Genomic DNA, 17,683 nt, shown 5'->3' with positions numbered 1-17,683 from the left:
GGTGCGCCGCGTGTGGCGCACCGGCGGGCGCCGGTGCCGGTCCCCGGTCAGGTGCCGAGGCCGCCGGGGGTCGCCGTCTCCCCGGACGCGCGTTCCCGGGCGCCCTCGCGGGTGCGGCCCGCCGCGACGGTCCGGCGCGGGTTGCGCCGCAGGTATTCGCCCTCGAGCTGCGCCATGCGCTCGTTGTGGGCCCGCAGCGCGTCGTTGGAGCCGTACAGCAGCGTGTCGTGACGCGTGCGGTGGATGTTCTCCAGCTCCTTCATGAGCTGTTGGTCGTCCAGCCGGGCCGGGTCGACCCCGGTCGCCGTCCGGTCACGCTCGTCGTGTTCGTTCATGCCGTCCGGGTACCCGCCCGGCAGGCAAAACCCCCGAGCGGATTTCCGGGAGGGAGTCATGGATCTTTCCTTTCTGCACCCCCTGTACGAGCAGCCGGGCCCCTGGGCCTCGGTCTACGTGGACACCTCCCGGCACACGGAGGACACCCCGCACGAGCGGCATCTGACCGCCCGCGAGATGGCCCGGCAACTGGCCGAACAGGGCGCCGACGAGGCGACCTGCCGGGCCGTGGAGAACGCGATCGAGGAGTTGCGGCACGCCTCCGACCCGCACGGCCGGGCCTTGTTCGCCCGGGACGGGCGGATCGTGCTCGACCCGCCGCTGGCCCGTGTGCCGCAGCAGGGAAGCTGGGCGCAGTGGGCGCCGCTGCCGCGGGTCGCGCCGCTGCTGGAGCTGGCCGGGGAGGACCCGGTGGCGGTCGTGGCGTACGTCGACCGCAAGGGCGCCCGCTTCGAGGTGCGCAGCGCGCTGGGCCGGCAGGAGAGCGGGACGGTCACGGGCCAGGACTGGCCGCTGCACCGCACCAGCTCGTCCGACTGGTCCGAGCGCCACTTCCAGCTACGGGTGGAGAAGACCTGGGAGGACAACGCGGGCGAGATCGCCGAGGCGCTGGCCGCCTGCCAGGACGAGACCCGGGCCGACCTGGTGATCCTGGTCGGCGAGGACCGGGAGCGCCGGGCCGTGCTGGAGCGGCTGCCGCGGCGGGTGCAGGACCTGGCGGTCCAGGCGCCGCACGGCGCCGGCAGCCGGCTGCTGGACGAGGACGTGGAGAAGGCCCGGGCCGAGCACGTGCGGCGGCGCGCGGCGGCGGAGCTGGAGCGGTTCCTGGCGGCGCGCACGCCCGGCGACGACGGCCGCGCGGGGGCCGTGGAGGGCGTGCCCGCGCTGGTGGAGGCGGCGCGTGAGCACCGTATCGAGGAGCTGCTGATCCGCCCGGACGGGCCGGACGCGCACCGGGAGGTGTGGATCGGCGAGGACCCGCACCAGCTGGCGGTGCGCCGCACGGACCTGAAGATCCTCGGCGAGCAGCACTCCTGGCCGGCCCGCGCGGACGACGCGCTGATCCGCGCCGCGGCCGCCTCCGACGCGCAGGCGCTGTCGGTGACGGCGGCTCCGGCGCCCGAGGAGGAGGCGCCGGTGGGCGGTCTGGGCGCGATCCTGCGCTGGAAGTGACCGCGCTCCCGCGCTGGAAGTGACCGCGCTCCCGCGCCGGAAGTGACGCGGCGTGACGCGCGCCCGGGCCGCGGCTGCCGGGCCTACCGGGCCCGCTCGACCCGCCGCTCGTCCCAGACCGGTTCCCGCGTCTCCCTGACCCGTCCGTCGCCGCCGAAGACCAGGTAGCGGTCGAAGGAGCGGGCGAACCAGCGGTCGTGGGTGACCGCGAGGACGGTGCCCTCGAAGCCCTCCAGGCCCTCCTGGAGGGCTTCGGCGCTCTCCAGGTCGAGGTTGTCGGTGGGCTCGTCCAGCAGCAGGGCGGTGGCGCCCCGCAGTTCCAGCAGCAGGATCTGGAAGCGGGCCTGCTGGCCGCCGGAGAGCCTGTCGAAGCTCTGCTCGGCCTGGCCGGCCAGCTCGTAGCGGCGCAGCCGGGACATGGCCGCGCCGCGGTCCTGGGCGTGCTCGCGCCACAGGATGTCCAGCAGGGTGCGGCCCTGCAGTTCGGGGTGGGCGTGGGTCTGGGCGAAGTGGCCGGGCACGACGCGGGCACCGAGCTTCCAGGTCCCCGTGTGCGGCACGTCCTCCCCGGCCAGCAGCCGCAGGAAGTGGGACTTGCCGGAGCCGTTGGAGCCGAGCACGGCGACGCGTTCGCCGTAGTGAATCTCCAGGTCGAACGGCCGCATCAGGCCGGTGAGTTCGAGGCGCTCGCAGGTGACGGCGCGGACGCCGGTGCGGCCGCCCCGCAGGCGCATGCGGATGTCCTGCTCGCGGGGCGGCTCCGGCGGCGGGCCGGCCTCCTCGAACTTGCGCAGCCGGGTGCGGGCCGCCTGGTAGCGGGAGGCCATCTCGGGGCTGACGGAGGCGGCCTGACGGAGGTTCACGACGAGCTTCTTGAGCTGGGCGTGCTTCTCGTCCCAGCGGCGGCGCAGTTCCTCGAAGCGCGCGAAGCGCGCGCGGCGGGCCTCGTGGTACGTGGCGAAGCCCCCACCGTGCACCCAGGCGTCGGCGCCGGCCGGGCCCGGCTCCAGGGAGACGATCTTCTGGGCGGCGCGGGCGAGGAGTTCACGGTCGTGGGAGACGAACAGCACCGTCTTGCGGGTCTCGGCGAGCCGCTCCTCCAGCCAGCGCTTGCCGGGCACGTCGAGGTAGTTGTCCGGCTCGTCCAGCAGCAGCACCTCGTCGGGGCCGCGCAGCAGCGCCTCCAGCACCAGCCGTTTCTGCTCGCCGCCGGACAGGGTGCGCACCTGCCGCCACTGCGCCTTGTCGTAGGGGACGCCGAGCGCGGCCGTGGTGCACATGTCCCACGTCGTCTCGGCCTCGTAGCCGCGCGCCTCCGCCCAGTCGGCGAGCGCCTGCGCGTACGCCAGCTGCGCGGGCTCGTCGTCGACGGTCATGACGGCGTGCTCGGCCGCGTCGACGGCGCGGGCGGCCGCGCGCAGGCGGGGCGGGGCGACCGACACCAGCAGGTCGCGCACGGTCGACTCGTCCCGTACCGAGCCGATGAACTGCCGCATCACCCCCAGGCCGCCGCCGACGGCGACCGAGCCGCCGTGCGGGGCGAGTTCGCCGGCGAGGATGCGCAGCAGCGTGGTCTTGCCGGCGCCGTTGGGGCCGACGAGGGCGACGACGGCGCCCTCGCCCACCCGGAAGGACACGTCGCCGAGCAGCGTCCGGCCGTCGGGGAGGTGGTACTCCAGGTGCGCCGCTTCCAGATGTCCCATGGGGAGGGATTCTGCGGGCGGCCGGATGAGCGGGGCAATCGGTTATCCGGGCGGGACGGTCGTCGTGCAGCCAAACGGCGGCGCTCCCCGGCCGCTCCCCGGACGGCCCCGGTGGCCGCGCGCAGGCGGACAGGAATCGGCGACTTCCGGGTAACCGCGCTGTATGAGCCCTGACGTCGACCTCTACGCCGACCTCGGCCGCAGCCCCCTCGGCGAGCGGCTGCTCGCCCTGGACACCCGTCTCTTCGAACTCGCCGCCGCACGGCACTGGCCGGGTGCCGAGCCCGTCCTGCCGCGGCTGAGCCGCAGCGCCAACCACGGGGTGCTGTGGTGCGCGACGGCGGCCGTCATGGCGGCGGTCCGCACCCCGCGCGCCCGCCGGGCCGCCGTACGGGGCCTGGCCTCGCTCGGCCTCGCCTCCCTGACGATCAACACGCTGGGCAAGCGGTCGGTACGCCGCGCCCGCCCGGTGCTGGACCCGGTGCCGCTGGTGCGGCGGCTGAAGCGGCAGCCGTTCACCACATCGTTCCCGTCCGGTCACGCGGCCTCGGCGGCGGCGTTCGCGGCGGGCGTGGCGCTGGAGTCGCCCGCGTGGGGCGCGGTGGTGGCGCCGGTGGCGTTCTCCGTGGCCGCCTCCCGGGTCTACACGGGCGTGCACTTCCCCAGCGACGTGCTGGCCGGCGCGGCCCTGGGCGTGGGCGCGGCGTACGCCGTACGGAGCCTGGTGCCGCCCCGGCCGCTGAGCCCGCCGGCCCGGCCCCGGGCGGTGGCCCCGGCGCTGCCGGGCGGTGAGGGGCTGGTGGTCGTGGCGAACACCGCCTCGGGCACCGCGGACCGGGTGCGGGCCCTGCGCGACGCGCTGCCGCGGGCGGAGGTCGTGGAGTGCCCGCCGCAGGAGGTGTCGGCGGAGCTGGAGAAGGCGGCGGCCCGCGCCCGGGTGCTGGGTGTGTGCGGCGGCGACGGCACCGTGAACGCCGCCGCCGAGGTGGCCCTGCGCCACGGCCTGCCGCTGGCGGTGCTGCCCGGCGGCACGCTCAACCACTTCGCCTACGACCTGGGTGTGGAGGACGTCCGGGCGCTGAGCCGGGCGGTGGAGCGGGGCGAGGCGGTGCGCGTGGACGTGGGCCGGTTCGTCTCCGGCGGCAAGCGGGGCGTCTTCGTCAACACGCTGAGCCTGGGCGTGTACCCGGAGCTGGTGCGGGAGCGGGACCGTTGGTCGCGCCGGATCGGGAACTGGCCGGCCGGGGTGCTCGCGGCGTGGAAGGTGCTGCACGCCACCGACCGTGAGCGGCGCCAGCCGCTGCAGGCGGAGTTCCAGGGGCAGACGCGCCCGCTGTGGGTGCTGTTCGCCGGCAACGGCACCTACCACCGCATGGGCCTGCTCCCGGGCCGCCGCAAGGACCTGGCGGACGGGCAGCTCGACGTGCGGGTGGTGCACGGCGGCCGCCGGCCCGCGGCGCGCCTGCTGGCCGCCGCCGTCGCCGGTCCGCTCACCCGCTCCCCCGTCCACGCCGCGGTGCAGGTCGGCCGGCTGCGGCTGACCGGCGTCGCCCCGGGCACGCTGCTCGCCTACGACGGCGAGGTCACCGAGATCCAGGGCGAGTTGACACTGGAGAAACTACCGGAGGCGCTGACGGTGTACCGCCCGGCACCGGCTGGGTGACACACCGTCAGTCCACTATACGAAACATTGGTCTCATCATTCGGCTGGCGGGCGTACGGTGCCTCGTACCGCCCCGGCGTGGCTCGCCGCGGGCGGTACGAGGAGCGGACACGCCGACGCGAAGGGGCACAGCCATGCCGGAGGACCGGAAGGACCGGGAGACCGCCGTCTACACGCACGGGCACCACGAGTCCGTGCTGCGTGCGCACACCTGGCGCACCGCCGCCAACTCCGCGGCCTACCTGCTGGGCTCCCTCGAGCCGCACATGAGGATCCTCGACATCGGCTGCGGCCCCGGCACGATCACCGCCGACCTGGCCGCGCTGGTGCCCGACGGGCACGTCACCGGCGTCGACCGGGAGCCGGCCGTCCTGGAGCGGGCCCGGGCCGCGGCCGCCGAACGGGGCGTGGCCAACGTCGACTTCGCGGTGGCCGACGTGCACGCCCTGGACTACCCGGACGACACGTTCTGCGTGGTCCACGCCCACCAGGTGCTGCAGCACGTGGGCGACCCGGTGCGGGCGCTGCGCGAGATGCGGCGGGTGACGAAGCCGGGCGGGTACGTGGCGGTGCGGGACGCGGACTACGCGGCGATGACCTGGTATCCGCGGCTGCCGGGACTGGACGACTGGCTGGAGCTGTACGAGCGGGTGGCGCGCGCCAACGGCGGCGAGCCGGACGCCGGGCGGCGGCTGAAGTCCTGGGCCCTGCGGGCCGGCTTCACCGACGTCACCGCCACCAGCAGCACCTGGACCTTCTCCACCCCCGAGGAGCGGGCGTGGTGGAGCGGCCTGTGGGCCGAGCGCACCCTGGCCTCCGCGTACGCCGGACGCGCCGTCGGCGGCGGCCACGCCACGCCCGAACGGCTGCGGGCGGTGTCGGAGGCGTGGCGGGAGTGGGGGCGGCGCGAGGACGGCTGGTTCGCCTGCCTGCACGGCGAGATCCTCTGCCGGAAGGAAGCCTGACCACCGGGGCGGGAGCCGCTGGTGGCCGGTGGTGAGGCACCGGTGGGCCGCTGGTGCGGGGGGGGGGCAGCGGCGGGCCGCTGGTGCAGGTGGTGCGCGCGCCCCAGGGCGTCACTCCCGGGGAAGCACGGGGCGTCACTCCCGGGGAAGCAGCGGTCCGAGCGGCCCGAGGTCCAGGTTCAGGTCCTCGGGCCGCAGTCCGTAGCGCTCGCGCAGCTCGGCCATGCGCTCCTCGAGCAGCATCAGGGTCAGCCCGATGCGTTCCTCCTGCTCCTCGCTCAGGTCCCCCTGGTCGAAACGGCGCAGCGCCTGCCGCTCCATGAGCTGGCGCAGCAGCTCCACCACGGTCAGCACGAGCTTCACCAGGTCGCGCTCGACCGTGTCGGGCTCCAGGTCCATGCGCCTCCGGCCGCGGGACGTCATGACAGCTCCCCCCGGAGCTCCCCCCGGAGCTCCCCCCGGAGCTCGCCTTGGAACGGTGACGGGACGTTCTCGTTGACCGAGCTGATCAGCGCGTTGAGATCGATGCGGACCAGGTCGACGTCCGCGATGCGCAGCGTGACGTCACCGGTGATGACGACCCCGCCGGCCAGCAGCCGGTCCAGCAGGTCCACCAACGCGATCTCCCGGCGTTCGACGACGGTCACGTCCCCTCCCCCGTGGTGTCCCCCACAGTGTCACCCGCGGTGTCGCCCGTGGTGTCGCCCGTGGCGTTCCGCGCGGCGCTCTGCGCACTTCCGCGTTTTTCTCCGCCGGGGTCCCCCGGCACGTTCCCCGCGTTCTCCGCGATGTCGCCGACGAAGGAGTACGCGGCCCAGGGCCCGGTGAGCTCCACACGCAGCCCGGGTGCGTCGTCCTTCGTGCGGTCCACGAGTTCCACGAACTCCTCGGACCGGGTGCGCGGTACGAGATAGGCGGCGTTGAGCACGTTCCGCCCGGCGGCGCCGGACAGGGCGGGATTCTGCGGGGCGTGCAGCCGGGCGTCCTCGGCGTACTCGCCCAGCGTGCGGTGCAGCCGGGTGGCGAACTCCTCGGCGCGCTGCCAGAGGTCCTCCCGCGCCCGGGTCTGCCGGCGCCGCTGCAGCAGGTAGTCCCGGCCGGAGGCCGGCTTCGGCGCCGCCGCGGCGGCGGGCTCCTCCGGCGGGGTCTCCAGGTACACCTTGACGCCCCATTCCACCCGCCCTTCCAGGCGGTCCAGGGTGCGCCGGAAGTCGTCCTCCCGCGCCTCGATCATCACGCGGACGCCGCTGTCGTCACGGAAGACGGTGGCGAGCCGCAGCGGCAGCGGCGTGGTGACCGCGGTGAGCGCGTCGATGACGCCCTGGTGGGCCCGGGCGGTCTCGGTGAGCCAGTCCAGGTCCTCCAGGTGGGCCCGCAGCGCCTCCTCGGAGAAGTCCCACTCCGGGACGTGGCTGACCACGGCCACCAGGCCGTGGTGGTGCAGCAGCCGGGGCGGATCGCCCGCCACGCCGGTCAGCTGGGACTGCAGGGGCGTGTCGAAGGGGCGGCAGACGGCGTAGACGTACCGCAGTCCGGTCATCGGTGCTCCTTCCGCTCCCGCTCCTGTTCCCGCCGGCCGTACCCGTCCTCTTTCTCTTCCACTTCCCGCCGGCTGTATCCGTCCTCCAGCTGCGCCAGCCTGTCCCGCAGTTCCCTGTTCTCACGGGTGAGTTGGTCGCGCCGGGCGCGGGAGGACAGCTCCGGGTCGTACTCCCACCAGTCGATGCCCATCTCCCGCGCCTTGTCGACGGAGGCCACGATGAGCCGCAGCTTGATGGTGAGCAGCTCGATGTCGAGCAGGTTGATCCGGATGTCGCCCGCGATGACGATGCCCTTGTCCAGGACGCGCTCGAGGATGTCGGCCAGGTTGGCTCCGCTGCTCTGGCCGTACGGCTCGGGCAGCCTGCTGGGTGTCGTCATCGGCGGGCCCCGTGCTCGGCGTACTCGTGGTCTTCTTCGGGTTCTTCCTCGTATTCCTCTTCCGCTTCTTCTTCCTCGGGTCCTTCTTCGTACTCCTCCTCGGGCCCCTCTTCGTACTCTTCTTCGGGCTCCTCGCCCTCCTCGTACTCCTCTTCGGGCTCCTCCCCCTCCTCGTACTCCTCTTCGGGCTCCTCGCCCTCCTCGTACTGCTCCTCGGGCTCCTCCCCCTCCTCGTCCTGCTCCTCGGGCTCCTCCCCCTCCTCGTACTGCTCCTCGGGCTCCTCCCCCTCCTCGGGCTCCTTCTCGCGCTCCTCGGCCTGCCGCTCCTCCTCCGCGACCGCGTCGTCGTGGCTGCGCACGACCTCGCTCTCGCGGATCTCGCCGCGCCAGCCCTCGTCCGCCTCGCCCTTGAGGGTGATGAAGCGGGCGTAGTGCTTCAGGTCCAGGCGGACCCGGCGGCCCTGGGCGCGCCAGATGTTGCCGGTCTTCTCGAAGAACCCGCTCGGGTAGTACTCGATGACCAGCAGCACGCGGGTGAGGTTGTCGGCGAGGCGGTGGAAGGAGACCACGCCCTTGGTGGTGCCCTTGGCGCCCTCCGTCGTCCACGCGATGCGGTCGTCGGGGAGCTGCTCGGTGGTGGTCCCCTTCCAGCTGCGGCTGGACCACCAGATCTTCGCCTGCCAGTCGGAGTGGGTGTCGTCGGTGCGGTTGGCGCTCTTGACGCCCTTGGCGAAGGTGCTGAAGTCCTGGTACCGCGTCCACTGGTCGTAGGCGGTGCGCAGCGGCACACCGACGTCGATGTGCTCGATGATGACGGTCGGCTTCTGCCCGGCGCTGCTCTTGCGCTTGCCCTTGCCGCCCTTCCCGCCGAAGAGGCTCTTCAGCCCGCCGGTCACGCTGTCCTTGGCGCGTGAGGCGCCCATCTCCAGCGCGGTGCGCACCGGCCCCTTGCCCTGGCTGATCTTGCGGCCGGCGTCGAGGGCGAGCTTGGCGAAGCCCGGGCTGTTGCCCTCGGCGATGTCGTTGAGCTTGGTGGTGGTCTGGCCGAGCTTGTGGCCGAACCCGGCCAGCAGGCGCTGGGCCTGCGCGGACAGGTACTCCTGGGCCTCGGCCTTCAGCCGTTCGGCCGCCTCGCTGCGGGCCACGTCGGTGAGGGCGCCGCCCGCCTTGCCCGCCGCACCGCGGGCGGAACCGACGGTGTCGGTCATCGACCACCGCCTCCCTTCGACGGCCGTGCGGCCGCCTTCTTCGCCGTGGCCGCCGTCTTCTTCGCCGTCTTCTTCGCCGGCGCCTTGCGTGCGGCGGCCTTCTGCGGAGCCTTCTTCGCCGGCGCTTTCTTGGTCGGCGCCTTGCGTCCCGCGGCCTTGCGCGGCGCCTCGCCGGACGCGGTGTCCGGCTCCTCGCCGCCGTCGGCCTCGCCGCCGTCGGCCTCACCGGACGCGCGGCCCTCCTCGCCCTCGTCCTCGGCGGCCTTTCCGCCCCGCCCGCCGAGGCCCGACACGGCCCCGGAGGCGGCCTCAGTGGCTCCGGACGCGGCGCCGGACGCCGCCTCGCCGGCGCCGGAGGCGGCGCCCGAGAGCCGGTCGCGCACCTGCTCGGTGCGGCCGTGCAGCCGGTCGGCGAGCGCGTTCATCTGCCGCTCGAGCAGCGCGCCCGAGGCCGCCTTGCCGACCCCGCCCAGCTCCTGGCGCAACTGGTCGCCGATCTCCTTGAACTGCGGGTTCTCCTTGAGCTGCTGGTTGACCAGGTCGGCGATCGCCCGCGGGCCGAGGTGCATCCGCTTCCCGGCCACCAGGCTGCCCACGGCCAGGGCCAGCTTCGCCTTCTTCGTCCGTCCCAGCAGGTATCCGGCCCCGACCGCGAGGCCCAGTCCCATCCGATTCACAATGCCGTCCCCTCGCCTGTGGCTCCGCGCCGGCGCAGAGCCTCCTCGAGCCGGTCCAGGAGTTCGTCCTCGCGCTGGTCGAACTCCTCCTCGGTGATCTCGCCCGCCTCCAGTTGCTCCTCGAGCCGGGCGAGTTCGGTCCGGACAGCGGCGGGGTCGTAGTACAGGCGTTCCGCCTCGCGGAGCGCCTGTCTGATCGCCCAGGCGCTGCCGCGCACCGGAGCCAGCGGCAGCAGCAGCACTTCACTGATCAGGCCCACGACCTCACTCCGCTCCCGCGCCGGCGCCGCCGGCCGCGGTGCCGGCGGGCTCGGCGGGGCCGGGCTCGACGAAGCTGTACGGCGGCAGCGGTCCGTTGACGCGGATCTCCAGGTGGGGCATGTCCTTGCGGGCCTGCTCCACCGCCGACAGGAACGACTCGGCCGACTCCCGCGCCACGAGGTAGGACACGTTGGCGAGCCAGCCGGTCGACTCCGGTCCCACGCTGACGGCTTCGGCGGCCGACTCCAGGGCGCGCCGCAGCGCCGCGGCGTCCTCGGCCTCCTTCGCCTGCACGGCGTGCGCGACCATCTCGCCCAGGCGCAGCTTGTCCTCGTAACTGCCGCCGCCCGCCTGCCGGTTGGCCTCGGCCTGGGCCCGGATCTCCGGGTCCTCGGCCATCACCCGGTGCAGGACGGCCTCCTCGACGTGGTTGGCCTTGACGTTGTACTCGACCCGGCCGTCCAGCGCCCGCAGGCGCTCCCGGTAGTGCTCGGCGCGCTCGGCCAGCACCCGGGTGACCGCGCCGTCGTCGTCGGCGATGCTGCCGAACCGCATCGGCAGCACGCAGCCGCCCGCGCCGGCCTCGCTGAGCACGCTCTGGTGGGCGAGCAGGTCCTTGCGCTTGGGGCGCAGGTTCTCCGGGGCGTCGCTGACGATCGCCGCCAGTTCACCCTCCTTCAGGATGCGCACCGGGCGGGGCGGGTCGCCCACGCCGCCCATGCCGTCGGGGAGACCCGGATGCGAGCTCGCGGTGATCCCGTAGACGTACGTGCTCACTCCTGCTCCTCCTTCCTGCGCGCCGGGGCCTTGCGGGTCCGCGGGCGCTCCTCGCCCTCTTCACGTGCCTGCTTGAACGCGTCGGAGATGGTCTGGGCCGCGCCGGACAGCGCCCCCTTGGACTTGCCGCGCGCGCCGGACTCGGTGATCTCGCCCATGACGTCGGGCAGGCCCGGGGTCTTGCTCGGGCCGGCCTCCAGGTCGAGGCGGTTGCACGCCTCGGCGAAGCGCAGGTAGGTGTCGACGCTCGCCACGACGACACGTACGTCGATCTTCAGGATCTCGATGCCGACCAGAGAAACCCGGACGAAGGCGTCGATGACGAGCCCCCTGTCGAGTACGAGTTCCAGGACGTCGTAGAGGCCACTGGTGCCGCCTCCGCCACCGGTCTGCTGTGCCGGGACTACGGTCATGCCGACCGCGCCTCCTTGTCTGTGCTTGTCTGCGTTGGGGTCGGACGAGTGACAGCGGGCGGGCGGCCTAGCCGCCGCGCCGGTGTGCGTCGGCCCTGCCGCGTTCGTAGCGGCGGACGCGCCGGTAGCCGACGAGCTGCCCCTGGGGGTCGAGTTCGACCTGGTAGCTCGCCATCAGGCTCATGGTGTCGGGTACCCTCTGGAGCTCCAGTACCTCCACCTCCAGCAACCAGCCGTCCTCGGTCTGCTCGAAGGACGACACGGTCTCGGCGACCATGCCGGTGAGCTCCGCGAGCTGGGCGCGCGCCTGGCGCAGCACCTCCATCGGGCCCGGCCGGCCGTGGGCCGCACCACTGTCACTTCTCTTGTGGGTTTCGTGCGTTTTCTGCGGGTTCTGCGAGTCTTGCGACTCCGATGTGTTGTGTGTGTTCGACATGGCCACCTCCCTTTCCGGGTGGCCGCACGGTCCCTGGCCAAACCTTCACGCGTACACGGGTCGGCGGATGCGCCGCCGTGTCGCCGCCGGGCGGCGGGGGCGGGTCAGCCGCGCAGCGCGGCGAGGCGCCGGCGCGCGGGCCCCAGGGCGCGCCCGCGGCTCGCCACGTCCGCCCAGGGCCGCGTGCGCGCCTGCTCCACCGCGTCGGCGATCGTCCAGCGGCGCGGTCCGGTCCGCGGGTCGTCGAGCTGCGCCCAGGAGATCGGCACGGCCACGGGGGCGCCGGGGCGGGCGCGGACGGTGTAGGGCGCGACAGCGGTCTGCGCGTAGGCGTTGCGCTGCACGTCGAGGTAGAGGCGGTCGCCGCGGTCCTTCTTGCGGGCCGCGGTGGTCAGCCGGTCCGGGTGGGCGGCGGCGAGGGTGCCGGCCACGTCGTGGGCGAAGGAGAGCACCTCGTCGTAGCCGGGCCGGCCGACCAGCGGGACGACGACGTGCAGGCCCCGCGAGCCGGTGGTCATCGGCGCGCTCGGCAGCCGCAGCTCGTCGAGCAGCTCCTTCAGCAGGTGCGCGGCCTTCCGTACGGCGTCGAAGTCGTCGCCGGCCGGGTCGAGGTCGAACACCATGCGGTCGGGGCTGTCGGGGCGGTCGGCCCGGGACAGCCAGCGGTGCAGGGTGAGGCAGGCCTGGTCGGCGAGGTAGAGGAGGCTGGCGGTGTCGTCGCACACGGCGTGCGTGACGGTGCCGCCCTCCTTGGCGAGCTCCACCCGCCGGATCCACCCCGGGTAGTACTCGGGGGTGTTCTTCTGCATGAACACCGGGCCGCCCAGGCCGTCCGGGTGCCGCTCCAGCATCAGCGGGCGGCCCCTGAGATGGGGCAGCAGGTACGGCGCGACGGCCCGGTAGTAGGCGACCAGGTCGCCCTTGGTGTACTCCGGCGCGCCCCCGTCGCCCGGGAAGAGCACCTTGTCCGGCCGGTGCACCTCCACCGGGCGGCGACCGGCCCGCACCGTGCGCGTGCCGCCGTCGCTCCGCGCGTTCACGGCGCGATCGCCTGCTCCACCAGCAGGCGCGCGGAGGCCGCGATGGACTCGGCGTCGATGCCGGCGGCGTGGAGCTGCTCCGCGGGGGTGGCGGAGCCCGGCATCGTGCGCACGGCGAGCCGCACCAGGCGCGGTACGGGGCTGCCGTCGGTGAACGCGTCCAGGACGGCGTCGCCGATGCCGCCCTCGGGCCGGTGGTCCTCGACGGTGAGCAGGCAGCCGGTGTCCGCGGCGGCCTGCCGCAGCGTGGCCCGGTCGACGGGCTTGACCGAGTACAGGTCGATCACGCGGACGGGGATGCCCTCCTGCCGCAGGATGTCGGCGGCGGCCAGCGCCTCGGCCACGGTGACGCCCGCGGCGACGACCGTCAGCCGGTCCTCGGCGCTGGAGCGCAGCACCTTGCTGCCGCCGACCGGGAACTCCTCGTCGGGTCCGTAGAGCACCGGGCTCTCGCCGCGCGAGGTGCGCAGGTAGCGCACGCCCTCCAGGTCGGCCATGGCCGCGACCAGGTGCGCGGTCTGGTTGGCGTCGCACGGGTACAGCACGGTCGAGCCGTGGACCGCCCGCATCATCGCCAGGTCCTCCAGGCCCATCTGGCTCGGTCCGTCCTGCCCGATGGCCACGCCCGCGTGGGAGCCGTTCAGGCAGATGCCGGAGCCGCTGATGGAGGCCATGCGGACGAAGTCGTACGCGCGCGTGAGGAACGCCGCGAACGTGGAGGCGTACGGCACCCAGCCGCGCCGGGCCACGCCGACGGCGGCGGCGATCATCTGCTGCTCGGCGATGTAGCACTCGAAGTAGCGCTCGGGGTGCTCCTTGGCGAAGAACTCCGCGCGGGTGGAGTCGCCGACCTCGCCGTCCAGGGCGACGACGTCGCCGCGGGCGGTGCCGAGCGCGGCGAGGGCCTGACCGAAGGCGTCGCGGGTCGCCACGCCCTTCTCCGGGTCGCCCTTCTCCCAGCGCGGCAGCTCCAGACCGCCGTCGCCCACGGGGCGCAGGTCGCGCACGGCGGGCGGCTCGTGCACCCGGACGCGCAGGTCACGGACGCCGCCGAGCTCCTCGATGGCCTCGTCGGCGTTCTTCAGCGGCTTGCCGTGCAGGCCCTCGCGGTCCTGGGTGTCGGCGACGCCCTTGCCCTTGAGGGTGCGGGCGAGGATCACGGTGGGCTGCCCGGTGGTGGAGACGGCCTCGGCGTAGGCACGGTCGATGGCGTCCACGTCGTGGCCGTCGTCCAGCTCGACGACGTGCCAGTCGAACGCCTTGAAGCGGCGGGCGTAGGCGTCCAGGTCGTGCCCGTGCCGGGTGGGGCCGCGCTGCCCGAGCCGGTTGACGTCGACGACGGCGATCAGGTTGTCCAGGTGCTCGTACCCGGCGTGCTCGGCGGCCTCCCAGATCGAGCCCTCCGCCAGCTCGCTGTCGCCGCACAGCACCCACACCCGGTAGTCGGCGTGGTCCAGCCGCTTGCCGGCCAGCGCGATGCCGACGCCGATGGGCAGGCCCTGCCCGAGGGAGCCGGAGGCCGTCTCCACCCACGGCAGCCGCTGCGGGGTCGGGTGGCCCTCCAGGCGGCTGCCCAGCTTGCGGAAGGTGAGCAGCTCGGCGTCGTCGATGGCGCCGGCCGCCTTGTAGGCGGAGTACAGCAGCGGCGTGGCGTGTCCCTTGGACAGCACGAAGCGGTCGTTGCCGGGGTGGTCGGGGCGCGCGAAGTCGTAACGCAGGTGGTGGGCGAACAGGACGGCCACCAGGTCCGCGGCGGACATCGAGGACGTGGGGTGCCCGGACCCCGCCGCCGCGGCGGCCCGCACGCTGTCGACGCGCAACTGCTGCCCGAGTTCGACGAGTTCACCGGTGTTCATGGGTCTTCTCGGTTTCCTTCCGCGGGTGTGTCGTCGGTTGTCGGTGATGGAGTGTCAGTTTTCGGTGGTGGAAGGTCGGTTGTCGTTGGTGGGATGCCGGATGCCGGTTACCGGTGGCCGGTCGCCGGTTACCGGTGGCCGGTCGCCGGTTACCGGTGGCCGGTCGCCGGTTACCGGTGGCCGGTTGCTGGTCGCCGGTGGCGGGGTGTCAGTCGCCGGTGGCGGGGGTGTCGTCACGGCGGACGGGGCCGGGCTTCGCCGGTTCGCCGCCCGGCTGGTTCCTCGCCGGTTCGCCGCCCGGCTGGTTCCTCGTCGGCTCACCGCCCGGCCGGGTCCGCGCGGGCTCATCGCCGGGCCGGTCCGCGGCCCGCGCGGCTTCGGTGGCGCCGGGCGTGCCGGCCTGGTCGGGTCCCGGCGCCTGCGGTGTCACACCTTCCTCGGCCATCCGGGCCGCGTGGGAGGCGCCGGCCACGGTGGACGGGGCGGTGCCGCCGGGCTCGTCGGTCCGCTCGTCGGTCCGTTCAGCGGTCTGCTCGCCGGTCCGTTCGCCGCCCCCTGAACTTCCTTTTTTCTGCGCAGAGTTGGTCGCGTCTTCCGATGCGGCGTCCCCGGCCAGGGCCGCTCCCGGCCCCACGCCCGAGGCGGGTTCCGGCTGCCGCTCGGGGCGGCCCGGGACGCGGGCCAGCTCCGGGGAGGCGGTGTCCAGCGGCACCGACCAGGACCGCACGAGTCCCAACTGGACGGCCTGGCGGCCCAGGACGGCGTCCAGCAGCCAGTCGGCGGCGACGCGGACGCGGTTGCCGGGCATCGCGGCGAGGTGGTAGCCGCGGGTGACCACCCCGGCCGGCAGGCCGGACAGCGGGATGCCGAGCGGGTTGGCGGCGGCCTTGGTGCCGCCCAGGTCGACGACGAAGCCGAGGTCGCGGTGGCGGTAGGGGCGCGGCTCGCCGACGCCGACGGAGGCGGCGACGTTGATCCCGGCGACCTTGCCCTGCCGCCAGGCGTGCTGCGCCGTCATCGGCGTGAGCTTCCCCGGGTGGTCCAGGTCCGGTACGGCGGCCGCGTCCCCGCAGGCGAACACCTCGGGCCGGCCCGGCACCCGCAGGTGGGGGTCGACGATGAGCCGCCCGCGCTCCAGGGGCTGCCCGGTGCTCTCCACCAGCGGGTCGGGCCGCACGCCCACGCACCACACGAGGGTGCGGGTGGGCACGAACTCGCCGTCGGTGAGCAGGACCCCCTCCCGCGTGGCCTCCTTCACGGAGGTGCCCATGCGCACCTCGACGCCGCGCCGCCGCAGGGCGCGGTCGGCGGTGCGGGAGAGCCGCTCGTCCATCTCCGGCAGCACCCGCGGCGCGATGTCCAGCAGCAGCCAGCGCGGTCGCATCCCCGTCCGCAGCGGGTGCCGGCGTACCTGCGCGTCGGTGAACATCTGCCCGTGCGCGGCGACCTCGGTGCCGGTGTAGCCGGCGCCGACCACGACGAACGTGCAGCGCGCGGCGCAGGTGTCCCGGTCCTCGGCCGCGGCGGCGAGCTCCACCTGCCGGGTGACGTGGTCGCGCAGGTACAGCGCCTCGGGCAGGCCGCGGAAGCCGTGCGCGTGCTCGGCGACGCCGGGCACGGGCAGCAGCTTGTTGACGCTGCCGACGGCGAGCACCAGCCGGTCGTAGCGCAGCGTGCCGCCGTCGCCCTCGGGGTCGGTGTAGTGCACGGTGCGCGCGTCCAGGTCGAGTCCGTCGGCCTCGCCGAGGACCAGGCGGACGTGGGGCAGGGTGCCGGAGAGGGAGACGGCGACCCGGCGCGGCTCCAGGACACCGGCGGCGACCTGCGGCAGCAGCGGCAGGTAGAGGAAGTGGTCGGTCGGGTTGAGCAGGGTGATGTCGGCGCGGTGCCGGGCGAGCCGGGACAGGGTGCGAGCGGCCCGGTACCCGGCGAAACCGGCTCCGACGATCACGATGCGGGGACGGGTCACGGTTCGCCTCCGGCGCGGTCGCGTACCTGGTTGCGGAACCTTCCGCGTCCCCCGGGCCGGGACGGCCAAACGTCGGTCCGAAGCCACGCCGTACGGCGGCGGCGCGGCGGTTTCCCGGCCCGGCCGCCCGGTACCCGGTGGGTGTTCCGACCCGCCCACGTCGCGGAGGCAGACCCCCCATGCCCGAGTACGGCTACTTCCTCTCGTGCGAGCAGTACGGTCCCGCGGAGCTGATCGAACAGGCGCGGATGGCCGAGCAGGCCGGTTTCACGGCGCTGTGGATCTCCGACCACTACCACCCGTGGAACGACGCGCAGGGCCAGAGCCCGTTCGTGTGGTCGGTGATCGGCGCGCTGTCACAGGCGGTGTCCCTGCCCGTCGAGACGGCCGTGACCTGCCCGACGGTCCGCATGCACCCGGCGGTGGTGGCGCAGGCCGCGGCGACCAGCGCGGTGATGACGAACGGCCGCTTCCGGCTGGGCGTCGGCACCGGAGAGGCCCTCAACGAGCACATCCTCGGCGACCCCTGGCCGCCCGCGCACGTGCGCCTGGAGATGCTGGAGGAGGCCATCCAGGTGATGCGGCGGCTGTTCACCGGCGAGGAGGTCAACCACCACGGCACGCACTACACGGTGGAGAACGCCCGCCTGTACACGGTGCCGGACGAGCCGGTCCCGATCGACGTCTCCGGCTTCGGCCCGGCCGCCACGCAGCTCGCCTCCCGCGTCGGCGACGGCTACATCACGGTCATGCCGGACGCGGCGATGGTGGAGCAGTACCGCAAGGGCGGAGGCGGCGGCAAGCTCGTCAGCGGCGCCACCAAGGTCTGCTACGGCACCGACCGCGACGCGTGCGTGCGGACCGTGCACCGGCTGTGGGCCAACGAACTGCTGCCCGGCGAGCTGGGCCAGGTGCTGCCCTCGCCGAAGCACTTCGAGCAGGCCCAGACGCTGGTCACCGAGGACATGGTGCGCGAGAACCGGGTGTGCGGCGACGACGTCGACGAGCACGTGGCGGAGCTGACGAAGTTCGTCGAGGCCGGCTTCGACCGGATCTACGTCAACCAGATCGGCCCCGACCTGCGCGGCTTCTTCGACTTCTACCGCGCGAAGGTGCTGCCGCAGCTGCCGTGAGCGCCGCCCGGCGCGTGCCTCCGCGCGGAGGCACGCGGAGGCGCGCGGAGGATCCACGCAGACACCCGGGCGGGAGAGACCCGGAAACCCGCGGGAGAACGCACCGGAAGCGGAAGACCGAGCGCACGGGAAGGGGCCGTGGGAGCGGCCGAC

General features: G+C 74.0%; 18 protein-coding genes and 1 pseudogene. 4 read left to right on the top strand and 15 right to left on the bottom strand.

The window, feature by feature from the left end; genetic code table 11:
* Positions 1-47: 47 nt before the first annotated feature.
* A complete protein-coding gene (locus tag IE225_RS00310) occupies positions 48-335 on the bottom strand; it encodes a DUF6158 family protein (protein WP_190055204.1) in 288 nt (95 codons plus the stop codon).
* A 58-nt stretch (positions 336-393) separates the two neighbouring features.
* On the opposite strand from IE225_RS00310, the gene IE225_RS00305 reads away from it, so the two are divergent.
* Positions 394-1,509: a baeRF2 domain-containing protein gene (locus tag IE225_RS00305; RefSeq protein ID WP_190055203.1), complete on the top strand. Its 1,116-nt coding sequence runs from the start codon at positions 394-396 to the stop codon at positions 1,507-1,509.
* Between the two features lie 83 nt (positions 1,510-1,592).
* Here the strand turns inward: IE225_RS00305 and IE225_RS00300 are convergent, their stop codons facing one another.
* A complete protein-coding gene (locus IE225_RS00300) occupies positions 1,593-3,212 on the bottom strand; it encodes an ABC-F family ATP-binding cassette domain-containing protein (protein WP_190055202.1) in 1,620 nt (539 codons plus the stop codon).
* 163 nt (positions 3,213-3,375) lie between these two features.
* On the opposite strand from IE225_RS00300, the gene IE225_RS00295 reads away from it, so the two are divergent.
* Together IE225_RS00295 and IE225_RS00290 are read left to right on the top strand one after the other, a co-directional pair.
* The gene (locus IE225_RS00295; RefSeq protein ID WP_190055201.1) at positions 3,376-4,875 is read left to right on the top strand and encodes a bifunctional phosphatase PAP2/diacylglycerol kinase family protein; all 1,500 of its coding nucleotides are present in this window, start codon (positions 3,376-3,378) and stop codon (positions 4,873-4,875) included.
* Positions 4,876-5,009: 134 nt separating this feature from the next.
* Positions 5,010-5,840 (top strand): class I SAM-dependent methyltransferase, encoded by an 831-nt coding sequence (locus tag IE225_RS00290; protein WP_190055200.1) that lies wholly within the window; start codon positions 5,010-5,012, stop codon positions 5,838-5,840.
* Positions 5,841-5,975: 135 nt separating this feature from the next.
* Here IE225_RS00290 and IE225_RS00285 read toward each other — a convergent pair whose 3' ends face one another.
* The 13 genes and pseudogenes from IE225_RS00285 to IE225_RS00225 all read right to left on the bottom strand — a co-directional run bounded on the left by IE225_RS00285 (position 5,976) and on the right by IE225_RS00225 (position 16,397).
* Positions 5,976-6,263 carry a gas vesicle protein K gene (locus IE225_RS00285; protein WP_190055199.1) on the bottom strand — a complete coding sequence of 96 codons (288 nt, stop codon included), beginning with the start codon at positions 6,261-6,263 and terminating at the stop codon, positions 5,976-5,978.
* Positions 6,260-6,487, bottom strand: a complete 228-nt coding sequence (locus tag IE225_RS00280) for a gas vesicle protein (RefSeq protein ID WP_190055198.1) — start codon at positions 6,485-6,487, stop codon at positions 6,260-6,262. Before IE225_RS00280 ends, IE225_RS00285 begins: the two co-directional genes overlap by 4 nt.
* A gap of 140 nt (positions 6,488-6,627) precedes the next feature.
* Positions 6,628-7,380 (bottom strand): annotated as a pseudogene (locus tag IE225_RS00275) (GvpL/GvpF family gas vesicle protein); the annotation flags it as partial.
* On the bottom strand, positions 7,377-7,760 hold the full coding sequence (locus IE225_RS00270; protein WP_190055196.1) for a gas vesicle protein: 384 nt from the start codon (positions 7,758-7,760) through the stop codon (positions 7,377-7,379). The gene IE225_RS00270 and the pseudogene IE225_RS00275, both read right to left, overlap by 4 nt.
* Positions 7,757-8,968 (bottom strand): SRPBCC family protein, encoded by a 1,212-nt coding sequence (locus IE225_RS00265; protein ID WP_190055195.1) that lies wholly within the window; start codon positions 8,966-8,968, stop codon positions 7,757-7,759. Before IE225_RS00265 ends, IE225_RS00270 begins: the two co-directional genes overlap by 4 nt.
* On the bottom strand, positions 8,965-9,636 hold the full coding sequence (locus IE225_RS00260) for a DNA primase (RefSeq protein ID WP_190055194.1): 672 nt from the start codon (positions 9,634-9,636) through the stop codon (positions 8,965-8,967). Before IE225_RS00260 ends, IE225_RS00265 begins: the two co-directional genes overlap by 4 nt.
* Before the next feature lie 5 nt (positions 9,637-9,641).
* Complete coding sequence (locus IE225_RS00255; RefSeq protein ID WP_190055193.1) at positions 9,642-9,905, bottom strand: gas vesicle protein GvpG; 264 nt, start codon at positions 9,903-9,905, stop codon at positions 9,642-9,644.
* A gap of 4 nt (positions 9,906-9,909) precedes the next feature.
* Positions 9,910-10,683, bottom strand: coding sequence for a GvpL/GvpF family gas vesicle protein (locus IE225_RS00250; RefSeq protein ID WP_190055192.1), 774 nt, complete (start codon positions 10,681-10,683; stop codon positions 9,910-9,912).
* Positions 10,680-11,096 carry a gas vesicle structural protein GvpA gene (locus IE225_RS00245; RefSeq protein WP_190055191.1) on the bottom strand — a complete coding sequence of 139 codons (417 nt, stop codon included), beginning with the start codon at positions 11,094-11,096 and terminating at the stop codon, positions 10,680-10,682. The genes IE225_RS00250 and IE225_RS00245 overlap by 4 nt, the downstream gene beginning before the upstream one ends.
* A gap of 67 nt (positions 11,097-11,163) precedes the next feature.
* A complete protein-coding gene (locus IE225_RS00240; RefSeq protein ID WP_190055190.1) occupies positions 11,164-11,532 on the bottom strand; it encodes a gas vesicle protein GvpO in 369 nt (122 codons plus the stop codon).
* A 104-nt stretch (positions 11,533-11,636) separates the two neighbouring features.
* A complete protein-coding gene (ligD, locus tag IE225_RS00235; RefSeq protein WP_229879090.1) occupies positions 11,637-12,572 on the bottom strand; it encodes a non-homologous end-joining DNA ligase in 936 nt (311 codons plus the stop codon).
* Positions 12,569-14,428 (bottom strand): transketolase, encoded by a 1,860-nt coding sequence (locus IE225_RS00230; protein WP_190055189.1) that lies wholly within the window; start codon positions 14,426-14,428, stop codon positions 12,569-12,571. The genes ligD and IE225_RS00230 overlap by 4 nt, the downstream gene beginning before the upstream one ends.
* A gap of 208 nt (positions 14,429-14,636) precedes the next feature.
* Positions 14,637-16,397, bottom strand: a complete 1,761-nt coding sequence (locus tag IE225_RS00225) for an NAD(P)/FAD-dependent oxidoreductase (RefSeq protein ID WP_190055188.1) — start codon at positions 16,395-16,397, stop codon at positions 14,637-14,639.
* A 179-nt stretch (positions 16,398-16,576) separates the two neighbouring features.
* Between IE225_RS00225 and IE225_RS00220 the strand changes: the two genes are divergently transcribed.
* Positions 16,577-17,530 (top strand): LLM class F420-dependent oxidoreductase, encoded by a 954-nt coding sequence (locus tag IE225_RS00220; protein ID WP_190055187.1) that lies wholly within the window; start codon positions 16,577-16,579, stop codon positions 17,528-17,530.
* Positions 17,531-17,683: the final 153 nt, after the last annotated feature.

The organism is Streptomyces echinoruber (genome assembly GCF_014651135.1).
Classification (GTDB): Bacteria; Actinomycetota; Actinomycetes; order Streptomycetales; family Streptomycetaceae; genus Streptomyces; species Streptomyces echinoruber.
Note: the sequence above shows the minus strand (reverse complement) of the source record. Positions and strands in the feature narration are given on the sequence as shown.